Raw genomic sequence first — 13384 nt, 5'->3', positions numbered from 1 at the left:
ATGCCCACCTCCTCCTCGCTGCTCATCGCGATCGACGGCCGGTCCGGTGCGGGCAAGACGACCCTCGCCGTCGAGCTCGCCGCGCTCCTCCGTGAGCATCACAGCGTCAGCCTCTTCCACCTCGAGGACGTCTACCCCGGGTGGGACGGGCTCGCGGACGGCACGGCACGCTACGTCGAGCGCGTCCTGCGTCCCCTGGCGGCAGGGCGGACCGCCCGCTGGAATGCCTGGGACTGGGACCGGGGGCGGGACGGCGCCGAGCACACGACACCGGCGGCGGAGATCGTGCTCCTGGAAGGCGTGGGTGCCGCGGCCGCGGCGGCACGCGCGCACCTCGACGCCGTCATTTGGGTCGAGGCGGCCGATGCGGTCAGGATGCGCACGGCACTGGAACGCGACGGCGACACCTATGCGCCCTTCTGGCAGCGGTGGGCGGACCAGGAGGACGCCTGGCTGGCGGAGGACGATCCGGCTGCCGCCGCCGACGTCCTCGTGCAGGGCCACCGCGGTCCGCCGTCACCGCAGGCCGTGCGCCTGGCCCTCACCGGGCTGCCCTCGTGCGCCGTCCTGCTGGCTCCGGAGCGTGCCGGGCGGCGCGGGCTGACACTGGACTGCGAGCGCATCGACGCGGTGCCGGACCCGGCCGCCCTGTTCTCCACGCTGTACGGGGCCTCCCCGGCCGCGGTGTGGCTCGACAGCTCCGACGCCACGGGAACGACCGGCCGGGACCAGCGCAACCGGTTCAGCATCCTGGCCGATTCCGGCGGCGTCTTCGGGCAGCAGGCCCTGCATCGCGCCGGGGTCACCGAGATCACGGCGGGTGCGGTCACCACGCGCATCCGCGAGCCCTTCTTCCGATGGCTCGACGACGCCTGGGGTCGCCGGGCCGTGCGTACCCCGGAGGGCCTCGGGTGCGAGTTCGGGCTGGGCTGGCTGGGCTACCTGGGCTACGAGCTGAAGCGGGAGACGGGCGGCGAATCCACCCCGCCGGTGGAGGGGGCCCTCCCCGATGCCGCTCTGATCTTCGCCGGCCGCGCCGTCGTCCTCGACCACGCCGAGCGCGCCGTGTTCCTGCTGACCCTCTCCGACGGCCGTCCCGACGCCGAACTCGGCGTCTGGCGTGCCCGCGCGCGCGAGGCCCTCGCCACGCCGGCCCCCGCCCCGCCGCCCCTCCCCCTGCCCGTGCCCGTGCCGCGGTTCGCCGCCCGGGACTCCCGCGAGGAGTACCTCGCGAAGGTGCGCCGCGCCCAGGCGGAGATCACCGAGGGGAACACCTACGAGGTGTGCCTGACCACCTCGCTGTCCGCCCGCACGGACGCCATCGATCCGCTCAGCGCGTACCTCCGGCTCCGCACCGGCAGCCCTGCCCCGTTCGCCTCCTTCCTCCGCTTCCCGGGTTTCGCCGTCGCGAGCACGTCCCCCGAGCGGTTCCTGGAGCTGACCGCCGACGGCCGGATGCGGGCCGAGCCCATCAAGGGGACGCGCGGCCGGTCGGCGGACCCGGCGACCGACGCCCTCCTCCGCGAGGAGCTGCGCTCGTCGGAGAAGGACCGCGCGGAGAACATCATGATCGTGGACCTGCTGCGCAACGACCTCTCGCACCACGCGGTGCCGGGATCCGTCACGGTCAGCAGGCTGTGCGACATCGAGACCTACGCCACCGTGCACCAGATGGTCAGCACGATCGACGCGCGCCTCCGGCCCGGGAGTGCCCGGGCGGGCGTCGTGGCCTCGGCGTTCCCGGCCGGATCGATGACCGGAGCACCGAAGATCAGCACCGTGGCCATCCTCGACGGCCTGGAGGGGGCTCCCCGCGGCCCCTACTCCGGCGCAGCCGGATACTTCAGCCTGACCGGCGCCACGGACCTCGCCGTCGTCATCCGCACCCTCGTCCTGCGGGAGCACGACGGCGGCACGCACCTCACGCTCGGCGTCGGTGGGGCGATCACCGCCGATTCCGATCCTGCCGAGGAGTGGGACGAGGTCCGGACGAAGGCGCGCGGTGTCCTCTCGGCCCTGGGTGCCGGGTTTCCTGGCGACCGCGCGCCCGTCGGTGACCCCCTTCCCCTCCCCGATCCCGTCCCGACCCGTGCCGACCAGGAGACCCTCATGACCACGGACACCACCCCGCCGGCCGGACCCGGACCTGCGGACACCGCCTCTGCGGCGAAGCCCTCCGTCCTGTTCGTCTGCGTCCACAACGCCGGCCGCTCCCAGATGGCCGCGGCCTACCTGCACCACCTCTCCGAAGGACGCATCGAGGTGCTGTCCGCCGGTTCCCGGCCGGCGGGCCAGGTCAACCCCGCAGCGGTGGAGGCCATGGCGGAAGAGGGCATCGACATCGCCGCCGAGACCCCGAAGATCCTCACCACCGACGCGGTGGAGGCCTCGGACGTCGTCGTGACCATGGGCTGCGGGGACGAGTGCCCGTACTTCCCCGGCAAGCGGTACGAGGACTGGGTGCTCGACGACCCCGCCGGCAAGGGAGTCGAATCCGTCCGACCGATCCGGGACGAGATCAAGCGCCGCATCCAGCACCTCATCGAGGACCTCCTGCCCGGCTAGGACCTGCTCCGCAGCGCCGGACGACACCGTCCGCAGCCGCTCCGGCGGCCGGGATCGCCGCACGGCACGAGCAGCGCGGCACGAGCAGCGCGGCACGAGCAGCGCGGCAGCAGGATGTTCCCCGTGCCGGTGCCGGTGGGTAGAGTGGAGTGCGGTGAGCCGGGAAGTCTGGTCGGCAGATTGTGTCGTCGACCCCGATTCCAGGAGGAATCCTCCCATGGCCGAAGAAGCACCCGAGCCCACACCCGCACCCCGATCCGGCATCCTGGGCCGGGGCTCCTACTCGGAGGTCCTGCGGATCGGCGAGATCCTCCGCAAGGAGACCGTCGGCGGGATCCTGCTCGTCCTCGCCGCAGCCGTGGCCCTGATCTGGGCCAACTCCCCTGCCTCGGCAAGCTATTTCGCCCTGCGGGACTTCCGGATCGGGTACGAGCCCTGGCATCTGGAGCTGAGCCTCGGGGCATGGGCGGCGGACGGTCTGCTCGCGGTCTTCTTCTTCCTCGTCGGGCTGGAACTCAAGCGGGAGTTCGTCGCCGGGGATCTGCGCAGCTTCACCAGGGCGGTCGTGCCGGTCGCCGCAGCTTTCGGCGGGGTCGCGGTACCGGCCCTCGTCTACGCGGTGATCAATCTCTCCAACCCCGAGACCCTGCAGGGCTGGGCGACACCCACGGCCACCGACATCGCGTTCGCGGTCGCGGTCCTGGCCATCGTCGGCTCCCACCTCCCCAGCGCCCTGCGCATCTTCCTGCTCACCCTCGCGGTGGTCGACGACCTGCTGGCCATCACCATCATCGCGGTGTTCTACTCGGACGACCTGCACCTCGCGCCGCTGCTCCTGGCCCTGATCCCGCTGGCGCTGTTCACGGTCCTCGCCCAGAAGTACCGGCGCTTCTTCGGCCTGAAGCCCGCCGCGGCCTGGTTCATCCTGCTCCCGATCGGCTTCGCCGTCTGGGCGCTCGTGCATGCCGGGGGCATCCACGCGACGGTCGCAGGAGTCCTGCTCGGGTTCGCCGTACCGGTGATCCGCAGCCGGGCGAGCGGTGGACCCGGTGCAGGGCCCGGGCTGTCCGAGATCTTCGAGCACCGCTTCCGCCCCCTCTCGGCCGGCTTCGCGGTGCCCGTGTTCGCGTTCTTCTCCGCGGGCGTGGCCGTGGGCGGCTGGAGCGGTTTCCTGTCTGCCCTGACCGACCCCGTCACCCTGGGCATCATCGCCGGACTGGTGGCCGGCAAACCCATCGGCATCGTCGGCACCACCTGGCTGCTCACCAGACTCACCCGCGTCACCCTCGACGCATCCCTGAAGTGGGTGGACCTGGTCGGGGTCGCCCTGCTCGCCGGCATCGGATTCACCGTCTCCCTCCTCATCGCCGACCTGAGCTTCGGCGACGGCGGGACCACGAACGACCACGCCAAGGTCGGCATCCTCACCGCGTCGCTGACCGCGGCCCTCCTGTCCGCGATCATCCTGCGCAGCCGCAACAGGCACTACCGCACCGTCCAGGCCGAGGAGGAGATCGACGCGGACGACGACGGCACCCCCGACGTCTACCAGCACGGGCAGCCCCACCACCCCTGACCACGCCTGGTCCGGGCAGGGGCACCGCCTCGTCGGTGCATCGGCAGGCCGTCCTGCGATTCCATGCCGCCCGCAACTCGAGCCGCCCGCAGGGAACCACACCGCCGTGGCGCCTCCCGGCGCACCCGCACTAGGGTCGGTGCATGGCCTCCCTCGAACCGACCACCCTGCAGGGAGACCGCGTCGTCCTCCAACCCCTCGCCCACGAGCACCACGACGGCCTGGTGGCCGCGGCCGCCGACGGCGAGCTCTGGAACCTCTGGTACACCTCCGTGCCGACCCGGGAAGGGATGCGGCAGGAGATCGACCGGCGCCTCGCCCTGCAGGACACGGGCTCCATGCTGCCCTTCACCACACGCCTCGTCGAGCCGGGCAGCGGCGGGCCCGGCAGGATCATCGGCATGACCACCTACATGAACATCGACCGGGACACCCCGCGCGTCGAGATCGGCTCCACCTGGAACGCCGCCTCGGCCCAGCGGACCGGGACCAACACGGAATCGAAGTACCTCCTGCTCCGCCACGCCTTCGAGGAGTTCCGGTGCCCCGCCGTCGAGTTCCGCACGCACTGGCTCAACCACCAGTCGCGCGAGGCGATCTCGCGACTCGGCGCCAGGCAGGACGGCGTCCTCCGCAGCCACACCCGCGCCCGGAACGGGGAGCTGCGCGACACCGTCGTCTTCTCGATCCTCGCCCACGAGTGGCCCATGGTCCGCGACAGCCTGCTGTACCGGATGCGGCCCCGCGGCTAGGACCGCATCCGGAGACGGCGGACACGTCAGCACCGTTGTCAACCAGGGGTTCGCCGCACCGTCGGGCATGCGATCGGGTCACCATGGAGGGGTCAGACCGCGGCGGTCACGGGAGCCCGCGGACCAGTTCGACTGAAGGGTCACTACATGGCAGACATCGGTGGAATGGCCGACAAGGCCAAGGACTACGCGCAGGACAACCCCGAGAAGGTCGACCAGGCCAAGGACAAGGCCAAGGACACCTTCGACGGCAAGGACGGCGACCAGAAGTAACACCTCCCTTCGACGGAGGCCGGACCGCGGGATGCGGTCCGGCCTCTCCTGCGTCCCGGCAGGGTATGCGCCGAGGGATGACCAGCGGGCCGCCCTCAGTGCGGCAGGGCAGGTCCCGTGCTCCCCCTGATGACCAGGCGCAGCGGGCCCGCGTCCGCCGCGCTCCGGGCCCCGCGGTCCATCAGGGCGTCGATGCAGGACCGGCCCAGGTCGTGGAACTCCTGCCGGACGGTGGTCAGCGACGGCTCGTAGAACTCGGCTTCGGGAACGTCGTCGAAACCGACGACGCTCACGTCGCGGGGAACGCTGCAGCCCCGCTCACGCAGCGCCTTCAGCAGTCCCAGGGCCATCTGGTCGTTCCCGGCGAAGACCGCGGTGGTGCCGTCGGAGACGTCGAGCCGCATCCCGGCGTCGTAGCCGGACCGCGCACTCCAGTCCCCCTGGTACAGCGCTCCGTCCCCGAGCCGGTGTGCGCGCAGCACCCTGCGCCACCCGTCCACCCGGCGCTGCGCATCCACCCAGTCCAGCGGCCCGGCGAGGTGCGCGATCCGGCGGTGTCCGAGCTCCACGAGGTGCTCCACCGCCCGCGCCGCTCCACCCTCCTGATCGAGCGAGACGTCGCCGTCGATCCCGCCGCCGCCGCCCACCATGACCATCGGGATGCTGGTCTGGACCTTCGCGAGCACCTCGAGGGCCGAGACATGCGGGGTGACCGCGACGACGGCCTCGACCCCGTGGTTGAGCAGCCCGCTCAGCCCTTCGTCCACGGCGGCCTCGGAGTAGTCCTTGAGGGTCACGACGGTCAGGAAGTAGCCGGCACTCCGGGCCGCGTCCTGGATGCCCATGAGGACGCTCGACGGCCCGTACTGCGCCAGTTCGCCGGCGAGGATGCCGATGGAATGGGTCCGCCCCGTGGCGAGCCAGCGCGCGGCGGCGTTGGGACGGTAATCGAGTTCCGAGATCGCCGCCCGCACCTTCCGACGGGTCGCGTCGCTGACGTTGGGGTGCCGGTTGACCACACGGGACACCGTCTGGTGCGAGACCCCTGCGAGCGTCGCCACGTCCGTGAGGCTCGGTCCCCGCGGTGCTGTTACTTCGGCCATCGAGTTGTCGCCCATCTCCCCACGTGGTCCCAGTATGCACGAAACCCGGAGCGTGTATCGCCCCCGGCGACGTCGTTCCGAGGCGTTCCACACCGTGTCAAAAATGTGACCGGAATCACTTGACCGTCTAATTGTTAGCGTTCACAATTGCAGCCAGGGCACGACGCCCGCGCAGCAACGACGGTGCAGGTGCTCCTTGCTGCGGTTCCGAATTCCAGGAGGCAGCAGTGTTCAAGAAATCCTTCGTGACGGTCATCGCAGCGACCACCCTCGCGCTGACGGCGTGTGGTGGCGGCTCGGACGCAGGAGGCGGTTCCGATGACGGGATCACCATGGGCTTCGCACAGGTGGGCGCCGAGAGCGGCTGGCGCACGGCCAACACCAAGTCGATCCAGGACTCCGCCAAGGAGGCAGGCGTCGACCTCAAGTTCTCCGACGCGCAGCAGAAGCAGGAGAACCAGATCAAGGCGATCCGGTCCTACATCCAGCAGCAGGTGGACGTCATCGCCTTCTCGCCCGTCGTCGAGTCGGGCTGGGACACCGTCCTCAAGGAAGCCAAGGATGCCGACATCCCCGTGATCCTGACGGACCGCTCCGTCGACTCCGCCGACACCTCCCTGTACAAGACCTTCCTCGGGTCCGACTTCGTCGAGGAGGGCAAGAAGGCCGGCGACTGGCTCGTCGAGGACTCGGCGTCGACGGACGGCCCGATCAACATCGTCGAGCTGCAGGGCACCACGGGAGCGGCCCCCGCGATCGACCGGAAGGAAGGGTTCGAGGCGGCCATCGCGGCGGATCCCGACCTCACGATCGTCGAGTCCCAGACCGGCGACTTCACCCGCAGCGGCGGCAAGCAGGTCATGGAGGCGTTCCTCAAGAACACCCCGGACATCGACGTCGTCTACGCCCACAACGACGACATGGGACTCGGGGCGATCGAGGCGATCGAAGCCGCGGGCAAGGTGCCGGGCAAGGACATCAAGATCATCACCGTCGACGCCGTCAAGGACGGCATGACGGCGCTGTCCGAGGGCAAGATCAACTACATCGTGGAGTGCAACCCCCTCCTCGGGGAGCAGCTGATGGACCTGGCCGCGAAGGTGGTCGCCGGCGAGGAGGTGCCCGCCCGCGTCGTCACGGAGGAATCCGCCTTCACCCCGGAGCAGGCCAAGGAAGTCCTGGCCAGCCGCGAGTACTAGGAGCTCGACCGGATCCGGCACACCGGAAGCGGGTGTCCGGGTCGACGACGGGGGATGCGGTAGCCGGGCCACCGCATCCCCGACAGAAGGGCAGGACAATGAACGAGATCGTCCCCGTGGTCGCGATGGCCGGGATCTCCATCGAATTCCCCGGCGTGAAGGCGCTCGACGGAGTCGACCTCCGGCTGTTCCAGGGTGAGGTCCATGCCCTGATGGGGGAGAACGGCGCCGGGAAGTCGACACTGATCAAGGCCCTGACGGGCGTCTACGCGATCGACGGCGGGACGATCACCGTGATGGGCTCGGACCACCGCTTCACCTCCCCTGCGGAGGCACAGGCCGCAGGCGTCAGCACGGTCTACCAGGAGGTCAATCTCTGCCCCAACCTGTCGGTCGAGGAGAACATCCTCCTGGGGCGGGAGCCGCGCAGGCGCGGGGGCATCTCCTGGAAGGAGGTCCGCCGGAAGGCGAGGGAGGTCCTCGGGCAGCTCCAGCTGGGGCACATCGACCCCGGGTCCGTCCTGTCCTCCCACTCGATCGCCCTCCAGCAGCTCGTCGCGATAGCACGGGCGGTGCAGGTGGACGCCAGGGTGCTCATCCTGGACGAGCCCACCTCCAGCCTCGATGCCGACGAGGTCCAGCAACTGTTCGCGGTCATCCGGACGCTGCGCGACCGTGGCGTCGCCATCCTCTTCGTGTCCCACTTCCTCGAGCAGGTGTACGAGATCTCCGACCGCATGACCGTCCTGCGCAACGGGAAGCTGGTGGGCGAATACCTCACCCGGGACCTGCCGCGCATGGCACTCATCTCGAAGATGATCGGCAAGGAGATGGACGCCCTCGCCGAACTCGAGGACGCCGAGGGCCGCCGCCAGTCGGACCGCACGCAGGATGCCCCCTTCATGCAGGCGGAGGGCCTCGGCCGCAAGGGCTCCGTCCGTAACGTCACCGTCGCCATCCACGCCGGTGAGATCCTCGGCCTGGCAGGATTGCTGGGTTCCGGACGCACGGAGACCGCGAGGCTGCTCTTCGGGGCCGACCGGTCCGATCAGGGCAGCCTGCGGATCGGCGGAACGGTCCGGACGCTCCGGACTCCCCGCTCCGCGATCGACCGGGGGATCGCCTTCTCCTCGGAGAACCGGAAGGAGGAAGGACTGATCGGCGACCTGTCCGTCCGCGACAACCTGGTCCTGGCCATGCAGGCCAGCAAGGGATGGCTGAGGCGGATCCCCCGGGCGACGCAGGACCAGCTGGCCGAGAAGTTCATCAGGGCCCTGGACATCCGTCCGGCCAGCAAGGACGCCCTGATTCGAAATCTGAGCGGCGGCAACCAGCAGAAGGTGCTGCTCGCCCGCTGGCTCATCACGAACCCCAGGCTGCTGATCCTCGACGAACCCACCAGGGGCATCGACATCGGCGCGAAGACGCAGATCCAGAAGCTCATCAGCACCCTCGCCTCCGACGGCATGTCCATCATCTTCATCTCGGCCGAGCTCGAGGAAGTGCTCCGGCTGAGCGATCGGATCGCCGTGCTCAAGGACCGGGAGATGGTCGCCGACCTGGCCAACGACGGAGTCACCATGGAAGACGTCATGACGATCATCGCGGGGACGAACGCATGAACGCCCTCCTGAAGCACCGGCTGACCTGGCCCGTACTCGCACTGGTCCTCCTGCTCCTCCTCAACCAGCTCTTCCGCGCCGACTTCCTGGCCGTGCGCGTCCAGGACGGGCACCTGTTCGGGAGCCTCATCGACATCCTCCGGAACGGTGCACCGACGATCCTCATCGCCCTGGGCATGACGCTCGTCATCGCATCGCGCGGTATCGACCTGTCCGTGGGAGCCGTGGCCGCCATCTCCGGGGCGGTCTCCTGCACCTACATCTACAACTCCCCGGATCCCTCCTCCTTCCGCACGGCGGCGGTGGCGGTGGTCATCGCCGTGGCGGTGGGACTGGCCCTCGGTCTGTGGAACGGCTTCCTCGTCTCGGTGGTCGGCATCCAGCCCATCATCGCCACCCTCGTCCTCATGACGGCCGGGCGGGGACTGGCGCAACTCGTCACCGACGGCCAGATCATCTCCGTGTCCAACGACTCCTACCAGGCGATCGGCGCCGGATTCTTCCTCGGCCTCCCGATCTCCATCCTCATTGCGGCGGTCGCCTTCGGCGTGGCCGGGCTGCTGACGCGGCGTACCGCCCTCGGAACGCTCATCGAAGCGGTGGGCATCAATCCGGTCGCCAGCAGGCTGGCAGGGCTCAACGCACGCAACATCACCTGGACCGTCTACGTCTTCAGCGGTCTGTGCGCAGCCGTCGCCGGCCTGATGATCAGTTCCAATGTGACGGCCGCGGATGCCAACAACGCCGGTCTCTACATCGAGATGGACGCCATCCTCGCCGTCGTCATCGGAGGAACCTCCCTGGCGGGGGGCCGGTACAGCCTCGTGGGTACCCTCGTCGGCGCCCTGATCATCCAGACACTGACGACGACCGTCTACACGCTGGGGATCCCGCCCGAGGTCACCCTGGTGTTCAAGGCGCTGGTCGTCATCATCGTCTGCCTCCTCCAGTCCAGCAAGGCCCGGGCGCTGCTCGGCCGGCGCCGGCGTCCCGTGACAGAACAGTCCGAAGTGAAGGTGTCCATCTGATGTCGGTCCTCACCCGCACCCCGGCGCCGCTGAACCGCAGCCGGATCAGCCGCCTCCAGGGCAAGGCGCGCTACGCGCCGGCACTCGCCACGACCGGGTTGTTCCTCGCGATGTTCGCCGCCGGCGCCGTGATGTACCCCGGGTTCCTCTCCGGCCAGGTGTTCCTCAACCTCCTGATCGACAACACCTTCCTGATCGTCCTCGCCGTCGGGATGACGTTCGTGATCCTCACCGGCGGGATCGACCTCTCGGTCGGATCCGTCGTCGCGCTCTCCATGATGATCGCCGCAGCACTCCTGCAGGCCGGGTGGAACCCGATAGCCGTCATCGCCCTCGTGATCCTGACGGGTGCGACCTTCGGGCTTCTCATGGGGCTGGTCATCCAGGTCTTCGAGATCCAGCCCTTCATCGTCACCCTCGCCGGGCTGTTCCTGGCACGGGGCCTCTGCTACATGATCAGCGTCGACTCGATCACCGTGACCGACCCCTTCTTCACCGCGATGGCCCAGGCGAGGATCCCGCTGGCCGACAGGCTCTTCATCTCCCCCGGCGTCGTGATCGCACTGGTGGTCGTCGCCGTCGCCTTCTACGTCCTGCACCAGACCCGCTTCGGCCGGACGGTGTACGCGATCGGCGGCGGCGAATCCTCGGCGCTGCTCATGGGACTCGCCGTCCCCCGGACCAAGGTCCTCGTCTACGGGATCAGCGGGCTGTGCTCGGCGGTGGCCGGGATCCTCTTCTCGTTCTACAGCCTTTCCGGGTACAGCCTGGCGGGCACGGGCCTGGAACTGGACGCGATCGCCGCGGTGGTCGTGGGCGGCACGCTGCTCACCGGAGGATACGGCTACGTCCTCGGCTCCCTCGCCGGGGTGCTCATCCTCGGCATCGTCCAGACCTTCATCTCCTACGAGGGGACGCTGAGTTCCTGGTGGACGCGCATCGTGATCGGCGCGCTTCTCCTCGCCTTCATCCTGCTGCAGAAACTCTTCACGCGGAAGGCCAGACTCACCTGACGGCCCCGCCGCACCGGTCCGCCCCGCTCCCGCGACCCAGCCGATACGCTGGAGCGCATGACTGTTCTCGTGTTCCTCGACCCGGCCCACGACGACGGCAGGGTCGTCGACGCGTCCCAGCCGCAGCTCCTGGCCACCGATCTGGGCGCCACCCGCGGTGACGGCATCTTCGAATCGCTCCTCGCCGTCGGAGGATCCCCCCGCAAGGAGCAGGCGCACCTCGCGAGACTCGCGTCGTCGGCCGCGGCCCTCGACCTGTCGGTGCCCGACGCCGAGGCCTGGAGCCGTGCCATCCGCACCGGCCTGCGGGAGTTCTCGGCAGCGGAACCGGGTGAGGACCATGCCGTCGTGAAGCTCGTCGCCACCCGCGGCGTCGAGGGTGCCGGCCGGGCCACGGCCTGGGTCTCGGTGGCACCCGTTCCGGCGTCGACCCTGGCGCAGCGGGAGGCAGGCCTGAAGGTGCTGTTCCTCGAGCGCGGCTACGACAGCACGGTGGCGCAGCGTGCTCCCTGGCTGCTGATGGGGGCGAAGACGCTCTCCTACGCCGTCAACATGGCCGCCATCCGCCATGCGAAGGCGCACGGCGCCGACGACGTCATCTTCATCTCCTCGGACGGGAAGGTCCTCGAGGGCCCCACCTCCACCGTGCTCCTCGCGTACGACCGCGACGGTCGGAAGACGCTCCTCACGCCGCAGCTCGAGAGCGGCATCCTGGCGGGCACCTCCCAGAGCGCACTGTTCGCCGCAGCCCGGGAACAGGGGTGGGAGCTCGGCTACGGACCGCTGGAACCGCACCACCTCCTCGACGCCGACGCCGTGTGGCTGATCTCGAGCATCCGGCTCCTCGCGCCGGTCCTCTCGCTGGACGGCACGGAGCTCCGGACCTCCGCCGCCCTGACCGCAGAACTCACCGGACTGGTGGATCGTTTCGTGTAATCTCCACCACAAAAGGGCCCCTCCGGGGCCCTTTGCTACGTCAAACACCACTTTCCCGGCATCCGCGTTTTGACCCGACGCTTCGTGCTGCCCTACCGTTTTCCTGAAATCAAGAGTTCCAGCCATCGGCCCTGGCCGGCTGGACAGCAACCCTCTCCCGTAGTGGGGTGCTCCAGGTGAAGATTCGGCCGCCGGGCCAAGTCCCCCGGTTGGCAAGTACGGCGTCGTGCGGCCTGTCCCGAGGTAGACGGAGGACACCACCGCCACAGCGCGCACAGCCCAGAACAGCGAGCGTGTCACCCAGCAGCCAGCAGCCTCCCCCTGCCGCCATCCGGCATCCCCGAACACCCAGCGCCCGCACCCGGGCCGGCATCGAAATGAAGGACACCATGAACATCTCCCGCAAGGTCCTCGCTGCACTCACCGTGCCGCTCCTCGCCCTGACCGTCTCCTGCGGCAGTGACAGCGGAAGCACGCCCACCGAATCCGCCGACGCCCTGGCCGGCAGCGACCAGCAGTCGCTCGACCAGTACACCACCGAGGACACCACGCCGATCGACGAGATCGACACGTCCGGGCTCGGCCTCATCACCGACGGCACCCTGCGCGTCGGCACGCTCTCGGACGCCCCGCCGAACATCTTCCTCGAGGACGGTGTCTTCACCGGCTACGACAACGAACTGCTGCGCGCCATCGGCGAGAAGCTCGACCTCGAGGTCGAGTTCGCCTCCACCGACTTCTCCGCCCTCCTCGCGCAGGTCCAGAACAAGCAGTTCGACGTCGGGTCCTCCTCGATCTCGACGACGGCGGCCCGCCGCGAGAACGTCGGCTTCACCAACGGCTACGACTTCGGCTACATGGCCGTCGTCACGAAGAACGGCTCCTCGGTGAGCGGCTTCGACTCCCTCTCGGAGAGCACCCGCATCGGCGTGGTCCAGGGCACCGTCCAGGACGACTACGTCTCCAATACCCTCGGCCTCGAGCCCGTGCGCTTCCCGGACTACAACACGGTGTACGCCAACGTGAAGAACGGGCAGGTGGACGCCTGGGTCGCCCCGTCGCAGCAGGCCACCGGCCAGGTGAAGGAGGGCGACGACACCACGATCGCCGAGACCATCATCAACACGGAGAACTTCACGGCGTACGCGGTCAACAGCGACAACCAGCCCCTCATCGACGCCCTCAACGCGGGCCTCGACGCGGTGATCGCCGACGGCACCTGGTCCGAGCTCACCAAGGAGTGGTACCCGGACCGCGAGATGCCCACCGACTGGAAGCCCGGCAGCAAAGCCGTGGACGTAAAGTAGCCGGCCCTGC

General features: G+C 69.4%; 11 protein-coding genes, 1 pseudogene and 1 riboswitch. Of the genes and pseudogenes, 11 read left to right on the top strand and 1 reads right to left on the bottom strand.

Annotated features, from left to right (window positions below; translation table 11 throughout):
- The 5 genes and pseudogenes from pabB to ACX80U_RS08010 form a co-directional block, all read left to right on the top strand.
- Positions 1-1989 (top strand): annotated as a pseudogene (gene pabB / locus ACX80U_RS08030) (aminodeoxychorismate synthase component I); the annotation flags it as partial.
- Positions 1990-2109: 120 nt separating this feature from the next.
- Positions 2110-2565: an arsenate reductase ArsC gene (locus ACX80U_RS08025; protein ID WP_459268100.1), complete on the top strand. Its 456-nt coding sequence runs from the start codon at positions 2110-2112 to the stop codon at positions 2563-2565.
- A 217-nt stretch (positions 2566-2782) separates the two neighbouring features.
- Positions 2783-4141 carry a Na+/H+ antiporter NhaA gene (gene nhaA / locus ACX80U_RS08020; RefSeq protein ID WP_459268021.1) on the top strand — a complete coding sequence of 453 codons (1359 nt, stop codon included), beginning with the start codon at positions 2783-2785 and terminating at the stop codon, positions 4139-4141.
- A 143-nt stretch (positions 4142-4284) separates the two neighbouring features.
- Complete coding sequence (locus ACX80U_RS08015) at positions 4285-4893, top strand: GNAT family N-acetyltransferase (RefSeq protein ID WP_459268020.1); 609 nt, start codon at positions 4285-4287, stop codon at positions 4891-4893.
- Positions 4894-5040: 147 nt separating this feature from the next.
- Entirely contained in the window at positions 5041-5166 is a 126-nt protein-coding gene (locus ACX80U_RS08010) for a hypothetical protein (RefSeq protein WP_279628586.1), read from the top strand.
- Positions 5167-5261: 95 nt separating this feature from the next.
- Here ACX80U_RS08010 and ACX80U_RS08005 read toward each other — a convergent pair whose 3' ends face one another.
- Entirely contained in the window at positions 5262-6284 is a 1023-nt protein-coding gene (locus tag ACX80U_RS08005) for a LacI family DNA-binding transcriptional regulator (protein WP_459268019.1), read from the bottom strand.
- Positions 6285-6496: 212 nt separating this feature from the next.
- On the opposite strand from ACX80U_RS08005, the gene ACX80U_RS08000 reads away from it, so the two are divergent.
- The 6 genes from ACX80U_RS08000 (at position 6497) to ACX80U_RS07975 (ending at position 13374) form a co-directional block, all read left to right on the top strand.
- A complete protein-coding gene (locus tag ACX80U_RS08000; RefSeq protein WP_133081302.1) occupies positions 6497-7468 on the top strand; it encodes a substrate-binding domain-containing protein in 972 nt (323 codons plus the stop codon).
- A gap of 98 nt (positions 7469-7566) precedes the next feature.
- Complete coding sequence (locus tag ACX80U_RS07995) at positions 7567-9090, top strand: sugar ABC transporter ATP-binding protein (RefSeq protein ID WP_208740301.1); 1524 nt, start codon at positions 7567-7569, stop codon at positions 9088-9090.
- Complete coding sequence (locus tag ACX80U_RS07990) at positions 9087-10118, top strand: ABC transporter permease (RefSeq protein ID WP_208740302.1); 1032 nt, start codon at positions 9087-9089, stop codon at positions 10116-10118. The genes ACX80U_RS07995 and ACX80U_RS07990 overlap by 4 nt, the downstream gene beginning before the upstream one ends.
- Complete coding sequence (yjfF, locus tag ACX80U_RS07985) at positions 10118-11131, top strand: galactofuranose ABC transporter, permease protein YjfF (protein WP_133081305.1); 1014 nt, start codon at positions 10118-10120, stop codon at positions 11129-11131. Before ACX80U_RS07990 ends, yjfF begins: the two co-directional genes overlap by 1 nt.
- 57 nt (positions 11132-11188) lie before the next feature.
- Entirely contained in the window at positions 11189-12067 is an 879-nt protein-coding gene (locus ACX80U_RS07980) for an aminodeoxychorismate lyase (protein WP_459268018.1), read from the top strand.
- A 107-nt stretch (positions 12068-12174) separates the two neighbouring features.
- A riboswitch (SAM riboswitch) is annotated at positions 12175-12292 on the top strand.
- Positions 12293-12456: 164 nt separating this feature from the next.
- Complete coding sequence (locus tag ACX80U_RS07975; RefSeq protein ID WP_459268099.1) at positions 12457-13374, top strand: ABC transporter substrate-binding protein; 918 nt, start codon at positions 12457-12459, stop codon at positions 13372-13374.
- The last annotated feature ends 10 nt before the right edge of the window (positions 13375-13384 follow it).

The organism is Arthrobacter sp. TmT3-37, from assembly GCF_054510835.1.
The sequence above is the reverse complement of the archived record's forward strand: the minus strand, read 5'-3'. Positions and strand labels throughout refer to the sequence as shown.

Excerpts from the sequence above, each read along its gene's own strand:
- ACX80U_RS08025 (WP_459268100.1), top strand. The coding sequence starts at position 2,110 with ATGACCACGGACACCACCCCGCCGGCCGGACCCGGACCTGCGGACACC.
- ACX80U_RS08010 (WP_279628586.1), top strand. The coding sequence starts at position 5,041 with ATGGCAGACATCGGTGGAATGGCCGACAAGGCCAAGGACTACGCGCAG.
- ACX80U_RS07980 (WP_459268018.1), top strand. The coding sequence starts at position 11,189 with ATGACTGTTCTCGTGTTCCTCGACCCGGCCCACGACGACGGCAGGGTC.
- yjfF (WP_133081305.1), top strand. The coding sequence starts at position 10,118 with ATGTCGGTCCTCACCCGCACCCCGGCGCCGCTGAACCGCAGCCGGATC.
- ACX80U_RS08015 (WP_459268020.1), top strand. The coding sequence starts at position 4,285 with ATGGCCTCCCTCGAACCGACCACCCTGCAGGGAGACCGCGTCGTCCTC.
- ACX80U_RS07975 (WP_459268099.1), top strand. The coding sequence starts at position 12,457 with ATGAACATCTCCCGCAAGGTCCTCGCTGCACTCACCGTGCCGCTCCTC.
- ACX80U_RS07995 (WP_208740301.1), top strand. The coding sequence starts at position 7,567 with ATGAACGAGATCGTCCCCGTGGTCGCGATGGCCGGGATCTCCATCGAA.
- nhaA (WP_459268021.1), top strand. The coding sequence starts at position 2,783 with ATGGCCGAAGAAGCACCCGAGCCCACACCCGCACCCCGATCCGGCATC.
- ACX80U_RS07990 (WP_208740302.1), top strand. The coding sequence starts at position 9,087 with ATGAACGCCCTCCTGAAGCACCGGCTGACCTGGCCCGTACTCGCACTG.
- ACX80U_RS08005 (WP_459268019.1), bottom strand. The coding sequence starts at position 6,284 with ATGGGCGACAACTCGATGGCCGAAGTAACAGCACCGCGGGGACCGAGC.